General features: G+C 47.5%; 16 protein-coding genes. 2 read left to right on the top strand and 14 right to left on the bottom strand.

The window, feature by feature from the left end; all coding sequences use genetic code 11:
• Positions 1-10 precede the first annotated feature (10 nt).
• Entirely contained in the window at positions 11-1,210 is a 1,200-nt protein-coding gene (locus MN210_RS00460; RefSeq protein WP_338412367.1) for a cysteine protease StiP family protein, read from the top strand.
• A gap of 84 nt (positions 1,211-1,294) precedes the next feature.
• The gene (locus tag MN210_RS00465) at positions 1,295-2,395 is read left to right on the top strand and encodes an HpcH/HpaI aldolase/citrate lyase family protein (protein WP_425605620.1); all 1,101 of its coding nucleotides are present in this window, start codon (positions 1,295-1,297) and stop codon (positions 2,393-2,395) included.
• Between the two features lie 25 nt (positions 2,396-2,420).
• Here MN210_RS00465 and MN210_RS00470 read toward each other — a convergent pair whose 3' ends face one another.
• The 14 genes from MN210_RS00470 to MN210_RS00535 all read right to left on the bottom strand — a co-directional run bounded on the left by MN210_RS00470 (position 2,421) and on the right by MN210_RS00535 (position 16,512).
• Positions 2,421-3,122, bottom strand: a complete 702-nt coding sequence (locus MN210_RS00470; RefSeq protein WP_241878872.1) for an ABC transporter ATP-binding protein — start codon at positions 3,120-3,122, stop codon at positions 2,421-2,423.
• 105 nt (positions 3,123-3,227) lie between these two features.
• On the bottom strand, positions 3,228-4,028 hold the full coding sequence (locus MN210_RS00475) for an arylesterase (protein WP_241878873.1): 801 nt from the start codon (positions 4,026-4,028) through the stop codon (positions 3,228-3,230).
• A 136-nt stretch (positions 4,029-4,164) separates the two neighbouring features.
• The gene (locus MN210_RS00480) at positions 4,165-4,782 is read right to left on the bottom strand and encodes a GNAT family N-acetyltransferase (protein ID WP_241878874.1); all 618 of its coding nucleotides are present in this window, start codon (positions 4,780-4,782) and stop codon (positions 4,165-4,167) included.
• Positions 4,783-4,887: 105 nt separating this feature from the next.
• Positions 4,888-6,192, bottom strand: coding sequence for a valine--pyruvate transaminase (locus MN210_RS00485; protein ID WP_338412368.1), 1,305 nt, complete (start codon positions 6,190-6,192; stop codon positions 4,888-4,890).
• A gap of 60 nt (positions 6,193-6,252) precedes the next feature.
• Positions 6,253-7,542 carry an MFS transporter gene (locus MN210_RS00490; RefSeq protein WP_338412369.1) on the bottom strand — a complete coding sequence of 430 codons (1,290 nt, stop codon included), beginning with the start codon at positions 7,540-7,542 and terminating at the stop codon, positions 6,253-6,255.
• A 200-nt stretch (positions 7,543-7,742) separates the two neighbouring features.
• Positions 7,743-8,087, bottom strand: coding sequence for a (Na+)-NQR maturation NqrM (nqrM, locus tag MN210_RS00495; protein ID WP_425605621.1), 345 nt, complete (start codon positions 8,085-8,087; stop codon positions 7,743-7,745).
• Between the two features lie 139 nt (positions 8,088-8,226).
• Positions 8,227-9,318 (bottom strand): FAD:protein FMN transferase, encoded by a 1,092-nt coding sequence (locus MN210_RS00500; RefSeq protein WP_425605622.1) that lies wholly within the window; start codon positions 9,316-9,318, stop codon positions 8,227-8,229.
• 208 nt (positions 9,319-9,526) lie between these two features.
• Positions 9,527-10,327 carry an SDR family NAD(P)-dependent oxidoreductase gene (locus tag MN210_RS00505; protein WP_011959389.1) on the bottom strand — a complete coding sequence of 267 codons (801 nt, stop codon included), beginning with the start codon at positions 10,325-10,327 and terminating at the stop codon, positions 9,527-9,529.
• Positions 10,328-10,475: 148 nt separating this feature from the next.
• The gene (gene nqrF / locus MN210_RS00510) at positions 10,476-11,714 is read right to left on the bottom strand and encodes an NADH:ubiquinone reductase (Na(+)-transporting) subunit F (protein ID WP_011959391.1); all 1,239 of its coding nucleotides are present in this window, start codon (positions 11,712-11,714) and stop codon (positions 10,476-10,478) included.
• Positions 11,715-11,778: 64 nt separating this feature from the next.
• Positions 11,779-12,387 carry an NADH:ubiquinone reductase (Na(+)-transporting) subunit E gene (gene nqrE, locus MN210_RS00515; protein ID WP_011959392.1) on the bottom strand — a complete coding sequence of 203 codons (609 nt, stop codon included), beginning with the start codon at positions 12,385-12,387 and terminating at the stop codon, positions 11,779-11,781.
• Positions 12,387-13,061: an NADH:ubiquinone reductase (Na(+)-transporting) subunit D gene (locus tag MN210_RS00520; RefSeq protein WP_011959393.1), complete on the bottom strand. Its 675-nt coding sequence runs from the start codon at positions 13,059-13,061 to the stop codon at positions 12,387-12,389. The genes nqrE and MN210_RS00520 overlap by 1 nt, the downstream gene beginning before the upstream one ends.
• Before the next feature lies 1 nt (position 13,062).
• Positions 13,063-13,926 (bottom strand): Na(+)-translocating NADH-quinone reductase subunit C, encoded by an 864-nt coding sequence (locus MN210_RS00525; protein ID WP_155586764.1) that lies wholly within the window; start codon positions 13,924-13,926, stop codon positions 13,063-13,065.
• A complete protein-coding gene (locus MN210_RS00530; protein WP_011959395.1) occupies positions 13,910-15,142 on the bottom strand; it encodes an NADH:ubiquinone reductase (Na(+)-transporting) subunit B in 1,233 nt (410 codons plus the stop codon). The genes MN210_RS00525 and MN210_RS00530 overlap by 17 nt, the downstream gene beginning before the upstream one ends.
• 5 nt (positions 15,143-15,147) lie before the next feature.
• Positions 15,148-16,512, bottom strand: a complete 1,365-nt coding sequence (locus tag MN210_RS00535; protein WP_155586763.1) for a Na(+)-translocating NADH-quinone reductase subunit A — start codon at positions 16,510-16,512, stop codon at positions 15,148-15,150.
• Positions 16,513-16,760: the final 248 nt, after the last annotated feature.

Below are 16,760 nucleotides of genomic sequence, written 5' to 3' on the forward strand. Positions count from 1 at the left end.
CAGCTAAGCTATGGATTTACACAAAACAACGCCGCCATCAGACATTACTTCGTATTGTGGCAGCTATCTGCCAAGCGATGTGACTTTGTTATTAGACATTGTTGATAAGTCGGGTGTTAGGGATGTACCGGTGGCACAAAAAGAGGCGCTGATTCAAAGCGGACAGCAGCATTACTCAGACATGCTGACTTTAGAAAAAGCGCCTTCTGACGCCCATGAGCAGATGTATCAACAGGCGTTACAGCAAGGAAAGTTACGCTTGGCGCAGGATATTGTTCGGCTTAGTACCACTTTAAAAAGCTTGTTTGAGACGCAGACAAATAGCCGGTCTCCACTGATTTTGGTGAGTTTGGTGCGGGCAGGATTGCCGATAGGGGTTTTGTTACAGCGGGCTTTAAGCGATGGTGGCGCACCTTATCATTTGCCCAGTCAGCATTATGGCGTCAGTATTATCCGTGATAGAGGGCTAGATCCGGTGGCCCTCACCAAAATCTTGAGCGCTCACCCCACAAGTCCAATAGTCTTCGTCGATGGCTGGACCGGTAAAGGGGCCATTTATGGTGAGCTGTCACGCAGCTTAAAGGCTTATTTGGATAAGCATTGGACGGCAGATGCAAGCTTTAGCAATGTGTTTCATCAAGGCCGTGGTGTGGTTCCCTTGTTAACCCTTGCTGACCCTGCGGGCGTGGCGTGGTTATCGGCCAGTAATGAGGATTGGCTGATACCTTCAGGTCTGCTTGGCAGTACCGTCTCTGGCCTGATATCACGAACCTTGTATAGCGACCCCAATCACGACTTAACATCCGGCTTACATCAAAGCGTGATTTATCATAATTTGGCGCATAAAGATCACAGTTTAAGCTTTATCGAGGCCATAGAAGACATGCGCCATCAGCTGCTTTTGCAAAATGCCAACACAACCGCTTTGCCGACTTATGCAGCCCCGCGTTATCATGCGCAGCCTATTATTGAGACGTTGGCCAATCACTATCAGATTAGTAACATCAATCGTATTAAGCCGACCATTGCTGAGGCTACCCGAGCCGTGATGCGGCGTGATCCTGAGCAAGTGTTATTGGCCAGTGCCGATCATCCTGACACGGCATTATTAAGGCATTTGTGTCAACAAAAGGGGGTGGCTGTGACGGTGATTGGCGAGCAGATTTTGCCGTATCAAGCGGTCACCATCATCAAAAAACGTGACCAATAGCCTTGCTACATATCAAAAAAAACCAAATCCTATCGCATAAGCTTTATATCTAATCGCAGTTTTTCTAATCTTAGAGTGTATATCATGACCCCGTTACCCCCTTTAATTACCTCAGGTGTCTCTGACAGTAATGCGCCCAATATCGCCATGAATGAGCCGAATTTTTTGAGCTCAGTAAGTGCCATATCCGAGAGCCCATTGCACCCTTATCAGTTAGGGGCAAGCCTGTACATGCCTGCCACACGCGAGGATATCTGGGCGGTGATTAGCCGCAGCAAACTGCCAAATTTAGACAGCGTCATTATCTGCTTAGAGGATGCGGTGAGCGAAAGCGATGTGCCTTATGCTTGGAGTAACATACAAAAGCTATTGTCACATTGGGCCAGTGTTCAACAAGATACGCCGCTTAGCGTATCGCGCAGTCAGTGTGTAAATCAGATAGATGAGACCACAGGCATTCAAATATCAGCAGTACAAAAGAGCAATCGACCGCTGGTGTTTATTCGCCCGCGCAATCCGCAGATGCTAATGCAGCTGGCCGCCTTGCCAAACATTAATCTGGTCGATGGCTACGTGCTGCCCAAAGTGGACATGGACAGTCTGTCTAATTGGCGCTTGGCCTGCCAGCAGGTGCAAGAGGACAGTCTATTAATGCCCACTTTAGAGACCGGCCGCTTATTTGATCCGGCACACAATCAGGCCCTAGCCACGGCCTTAGCGCATGCCTTTGATGAGCGGGTATTTGCATTACGCATTGGCGGCAATGATTTATTTTCTGCCCTGCGCTTGCGTCGACCCAGCACTCAGACCATTTATGAGACCCCTGTGGGCACCTTGATGCATCAGCTAATTGGGACTTTTGTGCCACAAGGCTATTATTTGACGGCACCTGTGTGTGAGTACTTTGATAATACCGCTTTGTTTATCCAAGAGCTTGCCACCGATGTCTCACTCGGCTTGGTGGGCAAGACGGTCATTCATCCGGCGCAAATTGCCTTGGTACAGCAGGCTTTTTCGGTATCTACGCGGGTATTAGAGGAGGCGCAAGCTATCTTAGCTCAAGATGCCAAAGCGGTATTTAAACACAACAATACCATGCTCGAGCCTGCCACCCATTATGCTTGGGCAGTACAGACGGTTAAGCGGGCTCAGATATTTGGGGTATTGGCCAATCAGATGTTGTAGGCTGGTGGCAGCGTATGCTTGTAGACTATTCTACCCGCCCATCATGAATGGTAATGACCTGATCGGCATGCTCAGTCATCGCTGGGTCATGGGTCACCACCACCAAGGCCGTCCCAGACTGCTGCTGTAGCTCCAATAATAAGTGCATCACTTGCTGCGCATTTTGTTCATCTAAGTTACCGGTGGGCTCATCAGCGAAGATGATTTTGGGACGGGCGACCAGAGCGCGGGCGATTGCTGTGCGCTGCTGTTCACCGCCTGAAAGCTGATGGGGTAAGCTGTCACGGCGGTGGGTAAGACCAACCGCTGTCAATAATTGCACCACCCGCTCTAGGTCAGGACGACGTGCAATATCCAGCGGAAACGCGATGTTTTCAGCCACGGTTAAGGTTGGTAATAAATGAAATGACTGAAACACAAATCCCATATCCTGCTGACGTTTTTGTGCCAATTCATCCTCGCTTAGGGTAGTGAGGTTTTGGCCATCAAGCCAAATCTCTCCACTATCTGGATAATCAAGTCCTGCCAGTAGCCCCAGCAAAGTTGACTTGCCTGACCCTGATTTTCCCATTATGACGACAAACTCACCAGCGTCAATCGACACATCGACACCTTTTATGATGTCGGTCTTGGTATCGCCGATTATCACGCTTTTGCTTAGGTTGCGTGCCGTCAGTAGGGGCGAGGATTTAACATCGCTGTTTGGATTATCGATTTGGCTGCTCATAAAGTCTCTTTAGTCAGGGGACAAATAACAAGGTAATTAAGCAAAGTAATTAAGCAAATTAATTAGGCAAAGTAATTAATCAAGGTGGCTTATTTATAGCGTGCGCTATTGAGAGGTCTGGGTCTGTTTTTGTGCTGCGACCTTTTCAAGCGCCGGTTTAAGCACCGGCAAGATGTTGTTATTGACGATACGCGCGTAGCCCTCTTTGGTGGGGTGAATGGCATCGGCCTGATTGAGGCTGGCATCACCGCCAACGCCGTCCAAAAAGAAAGGAATAAACACCACACTGGTGTCTTTAGCAATGTTAGGATAAATGGCCGAGAACGATTTGACGTAGTCATCCCCTAAGTTGTCATAGATTTGCATACCGCCAAGCACCACCACGCTGCCCTGGTCCTGTAAGCGCTTAATGGCCGTGCGAATATTGCTATCGATAGTCGCCACATCGATACCCCGCATGGCATCGTTGGCGCCTGTGGTCAAAATAGTGATGTCAGGTTTGGTTTTTAATACCCAGTCTAAGCGGTTCACCAATCCGGTGCTGGTCTCGCCGCTTAAGCCAGAGTTAATGACTTTGGCGTTGACATAACCGGCCTGTTTTAATGCCGCTTCTAATTGGGCGGGGTAGGCCTCAGTTTCGGGCAATCCTAATCCTTCTGTGAGTGAGTCACCGAGGGCCAGTATGGTAATTGGCTGCTCAATAACTTCAGCTGGAGCACTACTTTGTACGCTTGTGGTGGATTGTGATGCGGCGGGTGCGCTGGTGTTGGTCTGGGTCTTGGCTGTGGGCGCAGACTCAGCTTGTGACTGAGTGGCCGTCTTATCATTTGAGCTGGGCTGGCAGCCCATTAACAGAGCACTTGCAATAACAACAGCGGATAATGGCTTAAAAAACGGCATCGACATGGCTTTTTTTTATCCCAATAGTATGAATGACAAAATAATGAAATCTTATGTGAGCTCATACTAACAGGGGGTAGGCGCTTTGGCTGTTTATGAATGGTTATGAGCGTGTGAAATTGGCGCACACAGCATAGATGCACTACTGACCCTCTATAGTGCTGGTGGTTGTAGAGTGGCTTTCATCAAAGACTAAGGCAGTTAACACATGATCACGCCACTGCCCATTAATCTTTAAGTAAGACTTGGCATAGCCTTCTTGTTCAAAACCAAGCGTATTTAACAGCCGCGCACTTCGATGATTATCAGGTAAATAATTGGCCATAATGCGGTGTAGTCCATAGTGCTTGCGCACGTACTCAAGCGCCTGACTGAGCACCTCGCTCATAATGCCTTTGCCTTCATAGTCTGAGTCTATCGAATAGCCCACATATCCGGCCTGAAATACCCCATACATAAAGCCGCTAAAGTTAATCACGCCTATCACCTGTGTGCTGTTTTTTGAGGTGAGTAACATAGAGATGCCTTGGCGTTGACGGTGCATATCTAGTGCCGCTGCAATACGTGCTTGTACGCCATCTAAGGTGTAACAATCGGGCTCACGGGCGGGCTCATAAGGTGCCAGCCGTGTCTCATTGGCCGTCAGATACGCTTGCAAGGGCTGCGCCCACTCTTGGCTTATCAGATACACCTCGGTGCTATCGGTACCAAACAATTTATTCATAGCGCTGTGAGGCACCGTCTCAGTAGTAGAGGGCATGGCTATTATTTCCTAGACAGGGCAGTAAGTGTTAGCATCAGCTTTATGTCGCAACAGCGGATGCAACAAGAACTGATGTAACAACAGCGGATGTAAAACAGCCTGTTATTGGGCGTCATATAAGCTGCGTACCACTTCACCAATGACTTTAATACCCGATGCCAACGTTTCATCACTGGCGGCAATACTCATCCGGATGCACTGATGGGCGTGCGGATAATCGCTGATGTCTAAGCCTGGGAAGAAGTGTTCACTTGGCACAATGAGCGTGGCTTTTTGTTTTAACAGCTCGTAAAGCTCTGTGGTGCTAATGGGTAAGTCCTTGAACCACACCCACAAGAAAATCGCCCCTTCAGGCTTGTGAATGAACACTGGATACTCACCCAGCTGCTGTTTTAAATGCTCGATGGCAAGCTTAGCTTTTGCTGCATAAAAGGGCTGGATGGTCTCATCACACAGCTGCTTTAGGCTGTCGTCATTAAGTAGCGGTCCGGTAATGGCAGCCCCAAAGCGAGTGGGGGCCAGATTGACCACAGCGTTCATGGCGCTCACGGTTTTTACCACTTCTGGGGCGGCAATAATGATACCGGTACGGGCGCCAGGTAGGCCTATTTTAGACAAGCTAAAGCACAAAACCGTATTCTCATCCCAGTTTAGATTCACATCAGGATAAATAATATTGGGGAAGGGCTCACCATAAGCATTATCGATAATCAAAGGCACGTCGTACTGTTTGGCAAGCTGCGATAAATGTGCCATTTCTTCATCGGTCAGCACATTGCCGGTGGGGTTGGTGGGGCGTGAGCAGCAGATTGCACCAATTTCCCCATTTTTTAGTGCTGGCAAGTTCTCTAAGGCATCAAAGTCAATTTTGTATTTAAAAAAGCCGCTTTCGCCCTCGTGCTCAACCTCTTCAATCTCAGGCTTTATAGCAATAAAGTGTTTGCCATCAATGTGCACGTCGCTATAGCCGATATACTCTGGGGCTAGTGGTAATAAAATAGATTTGGTGGTGGTATTGCCTTTTTCGTCTTCGAATTGACCACCAAACAAGTTAAACAAATAGAAAAAAGCATTTTGTGAGCCATTGGTCAGCACGATATGCTCAGTGGTAAGGTTCCAGTGGTAATGACGGTTAAAAAAAGCCACCAAGGCCTCGATAAATTTGGCATCGCCTTGCGGATTTGAGTAGTTACCCACTGATTCGATGGCGCCGCCTTCAATGCCGCCTTTTTCCAATGATTTATAGACCTCAAAATAGGCTTCATTCACTTTATCAATGCGTGCTGGGTTACCACCGCCTAACATATTGACAGGTGTTGGGCTTTTTAGAGCGTCGCCTAGGTCGTCCATAAGTTGAGAGATGGCGCTGGTTTGGGTGAATTGCTGTCCGTATTTTGAAAACTTCATAACAGTACCGTTTAAGTTATTTTTAGATTAAAAGTTAAAATTATTGACTTAGAGTAGTCGCTAAGCGGGCTTGCCGTCAATCATAATAGGACGACTGGCAAGCCAAGCGATAATTAAGTTAATGATGGTCAGTATTAATATAAATAATAAAGGGCCATCCCAGCCGCCAGTTGCTTCATGCAGCCAGCCTGCGCCAAAAGGACCGGCGAAAGCCACCAAGTAAGCCACGGTCTGAGCCATCCCCGACAGTTTACTGGCTTGGTTTGGGCTATAAGTGCGTAAAGAGAACAGCATGATACATAGGGTAAAAATACTGGCACAGCCAAGCCCCATAATAGCGGTCCACAGCCAAGCTAAGTGAGGTGATAGATAAGTAATACCGACTAGGCCAATGACATTGAGTACCGTGGCGGCAATGGCCACAGTCTGAATTTGCATTCCGCGGCGAATTAGCCACGTCATACCGATAATGGCAATGGGCGCCATAAACTGGAACACCGAGCCCATGCTACCGCCCTCAACCTCACTTAAGCCTTTACTGATCCAGATGGAGGGTAAAAAAGCGGCCACGGTATAAAATAACAAGGACTGTAGCCCCATAAAAACCGCCATTTGCCAGGCCAGTGCTGATTTCCAAATACAGATGTCCTCTTGAGCTTGCTGCTCTGAGTTCATTACCGCTGCCGGCAGCTTATGAGAGGATCCAAGCCTTAAACGTAAGATGACCCACGCAATAATGGCAGCAATACCCAATATTGCCCAACCACCCAGCGCCCACTGCCAGCCGATCCGCTCAGTCAATGGATAGACCAGTCCCGAGACTATCCCCGCCATCACCGACATGGTTAAGCTAAATAATCCGGTCACTAACGCAATATTGTGCGGGGTTCGCTGCTTGATAACCGGTGCCACTAAGGTGTTGGCAAAACCGATGGCCAATGACAGCAATACCGTACCCACCAAGAAGCCATGCCAGCTGACCCAAGTTGAGCGCATGATAATACCGGCAGTAATGACGAATAGCACCGCAATTAAGGTATTCTCAAGCCCAAAGCGTTTGCCTATCGCCGGAGAGATTAAGGCGCCGAGTGCAAACATTAGCATAGGAATAGCGCCCAGCCAGCCAATATGGGTGGCATTGATATTGAGTGCGTCTTGGACCACAGGCGCTATGGCACCGAGTGCCACGATGGGCGAGCGCATATTGCTCGCCATCAGTAATATGGCGATGACCACCAGCCAAAATACCGCAGGTGGTGTCTTTTGACCCAAAGTATGGGCGGGCTGGGAGGCGTTAGGCGTCGTCGCCTTAGAGCTGAGACTGTTTTGGGCAGAGGTAGAATGCGACATAATAGACCACTTACTTGTGACAGACGGGGTAGAGGTTAGCGGGCATAAAAAAACCACCGCATAGGCGATGGTTTAACTATAACAGAAATGATCGGGGGAACCTAAGCCAGAAAGTTTGAACATTAATAACAGTCTATATTCTCTGGCGGTTTTACTGAGATTTTGGGGCTTTATGGCAGATTTGACTTATCCGGTATGGTTCATAAGGCCGATTTACCTAGGTCTGCCGCCTTTTTACTATCAAAAGCTTTTTCGTCATTAATCTGTTCACACAAATTAGGATCGTTACCGCAGAACTGACAGGTTTCATCTCCCATCAGGTTGGCCACACGTCCGCAAGAGCCGCGTAAAGGCTCTTTTTTTACCATATAGCCGATGCCCATCATCAAGAAAAATAGGACAAAGACGCCGAAGGTAATCAGCAGCATAGGAAGAAGTTGAGCGAGCATAATAACCTCACTTAGATTAAGAGGCTTGGGCGCAGGGCTGACTATAGAGTCTGTTGCTAAGTCTCTTACTGCTGTGCCACAAGCTAGATTTGTCATCGATCTTTGGGTATCTATTCTACCATATTTGGCTTAAATAGGCGGGGCTGATTAAAATCGCGACGGGTGCGATCAATTCGCCGCCATCTTAATCTAAGCTATAGTGCTTATAAACCCGGTACCTCATAGCTCTAGATATTTAGTCTTTTTGACCAGAGCGTAGCGTTTTCATAGCCGGAGTCTCGACCACTTCCCAGTAAGCTAGAGGGTCGGCTTTGTTCTTTTTAATCTCCTCAAGAGAGGGCACTTCATCATGGATCTTACCATCTTTGGGTATCACAAATAGCACTGCCAAATTATGCTGCTTAGCGGTGGCTAGCGCTTTTTCGTAGGTCATGGCGGTCAAAGCAGTCGCCCAAGCATCGGCCAAAGAGACACTATCTGCCACGACAGACACAGAGGGCGCACCGCCGGCAATGGGCTGGCCGGTGGTGGGGTCAATGGTATGGCTGTAGCGGCGCCCATCGAACACCACCGAGTTACGATAGTTGCCCGAGGTGGCCAGATGCAGCTTGTTGCTTAAGAGGGGCTGACGAATGGCCGCTAAGGTATAACGCTCGCTGACGGTACTGTCTATGATGGGCGCATCAATGGCAATTTGCCAAGGTTGGGCGTTTTGGTTCACCCCTGAGGTGGACACTTCACCACCAATCTCCACCATGTAGTTATTAATTTTATAGTCTTTGTGCAGCACCTCAGCAATCACATCGACCCCATAGCCCTTGGCGACAGCTGAGAAGTCCAGCGCCACGTTTGGCTTGTCTTTGCTAAGCTTATCTTCGGTGAGCTTGATACCTTTAAAGTCGAGTAGGGCTTTGGCTGTGGCTATCTCAGAGGCGCTTGGCGGGTTTTGTAATCTTTCGGCCGTCATTACTGTGCCAAATCCCCAAAGATTAATTAGCGGCATCACAGTAGGGTCAAAGGCGCCGCCTGATTGTTGATACACCTGTTTAGAATCATTCAATACTTTTATAAAATCAGCATCTACCGTGATTGACTCACCGGCGCCCAAACGGTTGAATTTAGAGATGGTCGAGTCTTGCATGTAAGTCGACATACTGAGGTTAATCTGCTGTAGACGCTTATCGATGGCTTGCTGAATCTCGTCTTGATTCACCCCCTTTGGGTTTTGGAAAGTGATGTGATAGCTGGTTCCCATGGTCTCACCCTTGATATAGTCATAGGTAGGAGGTTGATCACAGCCGCTCATCATCACAGTAGTGGACAGCATAAGCGTGCCCATTATGGCTTTTGAAGCAGATAAGTTAGAGGATGACCCGGTGGGTGATAACAGTGCGGAGAATAAAGGCGTCATAAGTATATTTTTATAAAAATAAAGGAGAGGGGCTGATATAAGGTCGTCTTATATCAGCAGGAGGGGGTATATTTTAACGCTATTAATGGGATTTGTGGCAGCTTTACTACTTAGCTTTACTTTACTACTTAACTTTTGCGCCGCGGATAAGTTTATACAGCTTAGGCGGTGATACCCGGTTGACTAAGGTGGCAAACTTCTCTTTTTGACCTGCGACGATAATGTACTCCTCGTCTTGAACCAAGGCTTTTACCGCTTGCTTGGCAAAGGCTTTGGCACTTAGGCCTTGGTCAGTGGCGTCATCCATCGTGCCTTGAGCGCTGCCATCGGCAGTCAGGGCATTGATGGAGACGTTGGTCTGGATAAAGCCTGGGAATATGGTGGCCACTTTAATATTGTCCTCACTTAATTCGGCACGCAAGCTATTGGCCCACATGTGAATGGCCGCTTTGGCCGCACCATAAGCACCGCGATATTGTGTACCTAATAATCCGGCCACACTTGAGACCATCACCACCTTGCCGCCACCCTGGGCAATCATATCTGGTAGTACCAAACGCGTTAGTCGGGTCTGAGCAAAATAATCGATCTCCATCAATTGGCGCTCAACGGCCTCACTGGTCTGCATAATTAATGAGCGCTGACTGACCCCCGCGTTATTAATCAGCCAATCGACATGTCCCGCATTTTGGATAACGGTGGCATAAGCCGCTTCAGCTTGTGCGACGTCTAAGATATCAAAGGGCACCACGACGTGTTTTGTCGGTTTTTTACATTTGGCTTTAACGGCCTCGAGCTTTTGTTTATTGCGCCCGCTTAATATAATTGTGGCACCGCGGCGAGCGAATTCTATCGCCAGCGCTTCACCCAGCCCACTTGAGGCACCAGTAATCCAAATGGTTAGGTTATTTAGTTTGGTTTTCATAAGCATCCTTTCTTATGTGACAGAGTTAGTAGGGCAGATCTTATAAATAGTGGCCATAAAAAAAGAGCCTCCATTGAGGCTCTTAATTTATCACAGTTTATCGGCTTAAGAGCAGTGGCTCTTTGTCAGCAGGCATTCATCCCGCTCACTAACCACCGAAATCATCCAATAAGATGTTTTCATCTTCGACACCTAGGCTGTGTAGCATGTCGATAACCGCGGCGTTCATCACCGGTGGCCCACACATATAGAATTCACAGTCTTCTGGGTTTGGATGGTCTTTTAGATATTCCTCAAACAACACGTTGTGAATGAATCCAGTATACCCTTCCCAGTTGTCTTCAGGCTGTGGATCAGACAGTGCCACGTGCCATTCGAAGTTATCGAACTGCTCCGCTAACATGTCATAATCTTCAACATAGAACATCTCGCGAACCGAACGTGCACCATACCAGAAGCTGATCTTACGATCTGAATGCAGACGTTTTAACTGATCGAAAATGTGCGAGCGCATTGGCGCCATACCTGCACCACCACCGATGAATACCATCTCAGCTTTGGTGTCTTTGGCGAAGAATTCACCATAAGGACCTGATACAGTGACCTTATCACCTGGCTTTAAGCTAAATACGTAAGATGACATCTTGCCTGGTGGGATACCTTCAGGGCCACGAGGCGGCGGACTGGCAATACGGATGTTAAACTTGATAATGCCTTTTTCATCCGGATAGTTGGCCATTGAATAGGCACGGATCACTGGCTCATCTACTTTTGAGACATATTTAAATAAGCCGAAATGATCCCAGTCACCGCGATACTCTTCTGCAACATCGAAGTCTTTATAATGCACTTCATGCGGCGGCGCCTCAAGCTGTACATAACCACCGGCACGGAAGTTGACCTCTTCACCATCTGGAATTTTTAATACCAGCTCTTTAATAAAAGTGGCCACGTTGTCGTTCGAGACAACCTCACATTCCCATTTTTGTACATCAAAGAATTCAGGGTCAATCTCGATTTTCATGTCTTGCTTCACCGCAACCTGACACGCCAAACGCATGTTGTCACGGATTTCGCCTTGAGTGAAGTGACCTTCTTCAGTAGGCAGAATAGAACCACCACCCTCGATGACTTTACAGCGGCACTGGGCACAGGTTCCACCACCACCACAAGCGGATGATAAGAAGATACCTTCGCTGGCGAGAGTTTGTAATAGTTTACCACCGGCTGGGGTTACCACATCATTGTCAGGATTGCCATTAATATGAATGGTGACATCCCCTGAGCTGACCAATCTTGAGCGGGCAATCAAAATAATGGCTACCAAGCTCATGATAATCAGGGTAAACATGGCGACGCCGCCAATGGCGGTACCAAATAACTCCATGATTTTTGTCCTTTTTTAAATATTAAAATCGCTTGTTATCTATTAAACGGGCAATGTAAATCGGTTAAATTGACATGCCACCAAATGACATAAATCCAAGCGACATCAATCCGACAGTAATAAAAGTAATACCTAAGCCGCGTAGTGGGGCAGGTACGTCTGAGTATTTTAGCTTTTCACGGATACCCGCTAATAAAGCAATCGCTAATGCCCAACCAAAACCAGCACCCACACCATAAGTTAAAGATTCGGTGAAGTTGTAGTCACGCTCAACCATGAACAGTACGCCGCCCATGATGGCACAGTTTACAGTGATTAGCGGTAAGAACACCCCAAGTGCGTTGTATAGTGAGGGCACAAATTTATCCAAGAACATCTCAAGGATCTGAACGGTAGCGGCAATCAAAGCGATGTAGCTTAGCAGACCTAAGAAGCTTAAGTCGATATCTGGGAAACCTGCCCAAGCCAGCGCACCATTTTTTAGGATGAACTGAAACAGTAGGTTGTTTAGTGGTACGGTGATACTCATTACCACGATAACGGCCACACCAAGACCAATGGCAGTAGATACTTTTTTCGATACCGCCAAGAAGGTACACATGCCTAGGAAGTAGGCAAGCGCCATGTTTTCAATAAAAACAGACGTGATAAATAAGCTGACATAATGTCCCATTAGTGACCTCCTCCGTGAGCCATGCCTTTCGACTGCGGCTTAATAACAAACTCAGGCTCTTCTACTTGCTCAGGCTTCCAGATACGTACTACTGTGATAAACATCGCAATAATAAAGAAAGCAGAAGGGGGAAGTAGTAATAAGCCATTTGGCACATACCAGCCACCATCGGTGACGGGTTGTAGTAGGGTAATGCCTAAGATGCTGCCATTACCTAAGAGTTCACGAATAGTGGCCACAAATAGCAATACCGCTGAATAGCCAAGACCGTTACCAATACCATCTAAAAAGCTTGGTACAGGAGGGTTACTCATAGCAAACGCTTCAGCACGGCCCATAACGATACAGTTGGTGATAATCAAACCAACGAATACCGAAAGTGACTTACTCACATCATAAGCCACTGCTTTTAGAATCTGATCCACCACGATTACCAGTGAGGCAATAATGGTCATCTGTACAATAATACGGATGCTTGAGGGAATACGATTACGGATGGTTGAGATAAAAAAGCTTGAAAAAGCCGTTACCAAGGTCAAAGCAATACACATAACCAACGCGTTTTTTACGCTGGTTGTTACTGCCAGTGCCGAACAAATACCCAAGATTTGTAACGCAATGGGGTTATTGTCAAAAATCGGCGTGGTTAAGATTTTTTTAGTTTCTGTAGCCATGTTATGCCTCCTCGCCCGCAGTGGTTGATGTCTGAGCGTTAGCTGTGTTGTTCGGAGTGCCACTACGTAAGTTGTCTAAAAATGGTTTGTAACCGCGGTCACCCAACCAAAATTGGATAAGGTTTTTTACACCGGCGCTGGTTAAGGTTGCCCCACTGATGCCATCTACCCAGTTTTCGTTTGGCTTAGGTTGACCGGCTTTAGTAACCCCTGTGGCCACTTCGCCTTGGTCATTATAAGCATGAACGCCTTTCCACTGATCACGCCATTTATCTTCTTCAATACGAGCACCAAGACCTGGGGTCTCTTTATGAGCGTACCAACTGATACCTTTTACCGTATTTAAGTCGCCCTCTAAGGTTAAGAAGCCGTACATGGTACCCCAAAGACCATAGCCATGTACCGGAAGTACCATCAGCTCAGGTTTGCCATTGGCATCATTTTTTACATAAACTTTGGCAAATTTTGGCGTTGAGCCGATACCAGCTGGGTCATCATTACCTAAGTCGATGCTTAGCGCCTTGTTTTTAGAAGCTTGGTCGGCATCGTACTTGTCAATATCTGTGATACCGGCAGTCGTTAGCTCTTGCTCGGTTGCGTACTGACCTTTTTGTAGGTCCACCAATTTTACTTCAAAATCTTTAAAGCGCTCTTCGACATCTTGGTTGGTGTCTTTCGCTGGGTCAAATAAGCCGGCTGCTACCAAGATGTTTTTGTTACGGTCAAGTAGCTGGTTGTCTACTTGAGCGGGTTTTAAGCCTACTGCTACGGCGGATACCATTACGGAACACACCAAACATAAGACTAGGGCCACCATAATGGTGGTCATGTTTGAGTTTGAGCTTTTCTTAGTCTGCTGGGACATGACGCATCCTCCGAGCCGTTTGACGTTTGATGTTTGCTTGAGTGACAAAGTAGTCAAACAAAGGCGCAAACAAGTTAGCAAATAAGATGGCTAGCATGATGCCTTCTGGGAAGGCGGGGTTGATGACGCGAATTAACACCGTCATAAAGCCAATCAAGATACCATATGCCCAGCGGCCTTTGTTGGTGTGAGCAGCTGATACAGGGTCGGTGGCCATAAATACCGCACCAAAAGCGAAACCGCCCAATACCAAATGCCAGTACCAAGGTAGACTCATCATTAAGTTGTCGCTTGAGCCGACAGCGTTAAATACCATTGAAGTGGCTACCAGACCGACCACACAGCCGGCGATAATGCGCCATGAGGCAATGCGAGTCCAGATAAGCACAATCATACCCAGTAAGATAGCTAGAGTAGATACTTCACCAATACTGCCTTGCATGTTGCCTAAGAAAGCATCCATCCACGTAATGGCTGAGCCGTAAGCGTCGACGAATTTATCTGGTGTCACACCGATGGCCGCTAGACCTAAAGGTGTTGCCCCTGAGAAGCCATCAACAGCCGTCCAAACAGTATCGCCTGACATGTAAGCGGGGTAAGCAAAATACAAAAACGCACGACCTGATAGGGCAGGGTTTAAGAAGTTTTTGCCGGTACCACCGAACACCTCTTTAGCGACAACCACACCGAAGCTGATGCCAAGGGCAACTTGCCATAAAGGAATATCAGGTGGCAAACACAGTGCAAATAGCACTGAGGTGACGAAGAAACCTTCGTTCACTTCATGACCACGCACCACAGCGAACACGATCTCCCAAAAGATACCGACTGCGAAAGTTACGATATAAATGGGTAAAAACTGCATGGCGCCATAAACGAAGGCGGCCCACATACTGTTCGGATCATAGCCGACCATGTTGGTAATAGCCGTGCGCCAGCCTTCAGGCTGTAGCCCTAATTGGCTAATGGCCATTAACGCTTGATGACCGACGTTGTACATACCCCAAAACATGGCAGGGAACGTACATAACCACACCACAATCATGATGCGTTTTAGATCAATACCATCACGGACGTGCGCCGCTGAATGGGTTGTGCTGCTTGGCTGACGTAAGAAAGTATCGAACATTTCAAACACAGCGTAGTATTTCTCAAGTTTGCCACCTTTAGTGAAATTAGGCTCTAAGCGGTCAAACATATTGTGTAAAAATTTCATCAGCGTTAGCCCTCCAGCTCGATGCGAGTTAAGTTATCACGCAAGATGTCGCCAAACTCGTATTTACCCGGTGATACAAAGGTACAAAGTGCCAAGTCTTCTTCATCAAGCTCTAAAGCACCGAGGTCTACTGCTGAGATGATATCTTCAACAATTAGGGCACGTAGTAATTGGGTTGGCAAATAGTCTTGTGGCATGACTTCCTCGAAGACGCCAATGGGCACCATGGCACGAGGAGAGCCATTTGTGGTCGTGGTAAAGTTGTATTTTTTGCTCTTAAAAAACTGCGAGATATAAATAGGCAGTTTTGAGAAGCGGTTAAAGCCTGGGCTAAAGAAGTGGAACGCTGGGCGCTCATAGCCTTCTTGTAACACGCTTACTTGGTTATGAAAACGGCCCAAATAAGCGGTGGTGCCAATGGTTTTACGGCCGGACAATACCGAGCCGGTAATAATACGGTTGTCACCAGAGATTAATTCACCTTGAGTCAGCTGAGTTAACTCGGCACCGCGCTCAGTAAGCACCAGATGTGGCTTGGCCACCGCAGGGCCTGCCAAGCTAATAAGACGGCTGGTATATAAGCGGCCTGTGGTAAACAACTTACCAATGGCAATCACATCTTGAAAGCCAATGGTCCACACCGTGACATCACGGCTGACGGGGTGTAAAAAGTGAATGTGGGTACCGGCATTACCTGCAGGGTGCTTACCTGCAAAAGCATGATATTCGGTGCTGTTGCCAGGCGCTGTTTTGGCGACTTTTGGCAAATTGGCATTGCCGTGATGACACACATAAGTTTTGGGAGATAAGGTCGACAAAACGGCAAGACCATCATCGAAGGCTTGCTGTTCTTGCTGGATAAGCAGCATCGGGTCGAAGGCTAATGGATTGGTATCCATTGCAGTGACGAAGATAGCTTGTGGACGCGCACCAATTTCAGGTGTACGGCTATAAGGGCGAGTACGAAACGCCGTCCATTCACCAGATTTGATTAATTGCGCTTGCACAGCTTCAGCATCTAATCCCGCCAACTCGTTTGAGGCATATTGCTTGAACGTCACCTCATTAGCATTTGGGCCAGCATTGGGATCAATCTCAATGACGAGGCTTTCAAATACTCGGCGGTCGCCACGATTAACAGCAACGACTTTACCTGAGGCGGGTGCGGTGTAGATCACACCAACGCGTTTTTTGTCTTCAAAAACAGGTTGGCCTTTTGTGACAATATCACCTTCTTTAACGTTCATTGTGGGCTTCATACCGACATAGTCGTAGCCCACAAGTGCAACGTGCTTTGGCGAATGCTGGGTGATTTCACTGCTGGGAGCGCCAGCAATGGGCAAATCAAGCCCCTTTTTGATGGTAATCATAAGCGAACTTATTCCATAAGCGAAGAAAGGCCAGACGTCCTGTCGGGTTTGCACAAGTCAAGAACGGCGCAGTGACCGAGATATGATCTTGCAAAGATAAGATGTAGCAGCAGTACGACAAAAACGCACTTCAGAACTATAAAACCCGCGAGATTTAGGAAAAATGCTTACGAATAGTTATACCTGTGCTAACCTCTTAGCATAGAAGACAGTGGCGACTGGCTACCAAAATACATATACAATATAAC

This window comes from Psychrobacter raelei, from assembly GCF_022631235.3.
In the GTDB taxonomy this organism is placed as follows: domain Bacteria; phylum Pseudomonadota; class Gammaproteobacteria; order Pseudomonadales; family Moraxellaceae; genus Psychrobacter; species Psychrobacter raelei.

Coding starts and splice junctions, on each gene's coding strand:
- MN210_RS00530 (WP_011959395.1), bottom strand. CDS start 15,142: ATGAAATTTTTACACAATATGTTTGACCGCTTAGAGCCTAATTTCACT.
- nqrM (WP_425605621.1), bottom strand. CDS start 8,087: ATGACAAATCTAGCTTGTGGCACAGCAGTAAGAGACTTAGCAACAGAC.
- MN210_RS00500 (WP_425605622.1), bottom strand. CDS start 9,318: ATGCTGTCCACTACTGTGATGATGAGCGGCTGTGATCAACCTCCTACC.
- MN210_RS00520 (WP_011959393.1), bottom strand. CDS start 13,061: ATGGCTACAGAAACTAAAAAAATCTTAACCACGCCGATTTTTGACAAT.
- MN210_RS00525 (WP_155586764.1), bottom strand. CDS start 13,926: ATGTCCCAGCAGACTAAGAAAAGCTCAAACTCAAACATGACCACCATT.
- MN210_RS00535 (WP_155586763.1), bottom strand. CDS start 16,512: ATGATTACCATCAAAAAGGGGCTTGATTTGCCCATTGCTGGCGCTCCC.
- MN210_RS00475 (WP_241878873.1), bottom strand. CDS start 4,028: ATGTCGATGCCGTTTTTTAAGCCATTATCCGCTGTTGTTATTGCAAGT.
- MN210_RS00490 (WP_338412369.1), bottom strand. CDS start 7,542: ATGTCGCATTCTACCTCTGCCCAAAACAGTCTCAGCTCTAAGGCGACG.
- nqrE (WP_011959392.1), bottom strand. CDS start 12,387: ATGGGACATTATGTCAGCTTATTTATCACGTCTGTTTTTATTGAAAAC.
- MN210_RS00505 (WP_011959389.1), bottom strand. CDS start 10,327: ATGAAAACCAAACTAAATAACCTAACCATTTGGATTACTGGTGCCTCA.
- MN210_RS00480 (WP_241878874.1), bottom strand. CDS start 4,782: ATGCCCTCTACTACTGAGACGGTGCCTCACAGCGCTATGAATAAATTG.
- MN210_RS00485 (WP_338412368.1), bottom strand. CDS start 6,192: ATGAAGTTTTCAAAATACGGACAGCAATTCACCCAAACCAGCGCCATC.
- MN210_RS00470 (WP_241878872.1), bottom strand. CDS start 3,122: ATGAGCAGCCAAATCGATAATCCAAACAGCGATGTTAAATCCTCGCCC.
- MN210_RS00465 (WP_425605620.1), top strand. CDS start 1,295: ATGACCCCGTTACCCCCTTTAATTACCTCAGGTGTCTCTGACAGTAAT.
- MN210_RS00460 (WP_338412367.1), top strand. CDS start 11: ATGGATTTACACAAAACAACGCCGCCATCAGACATTACTTCGTATTGT.
- nqrF (WP_011959391.1), bottom strand. CDS start 11,714: ATGGAGTTATTTGGTACCGCCATTGGCGGCGTCGCCATGTTTACCCTG.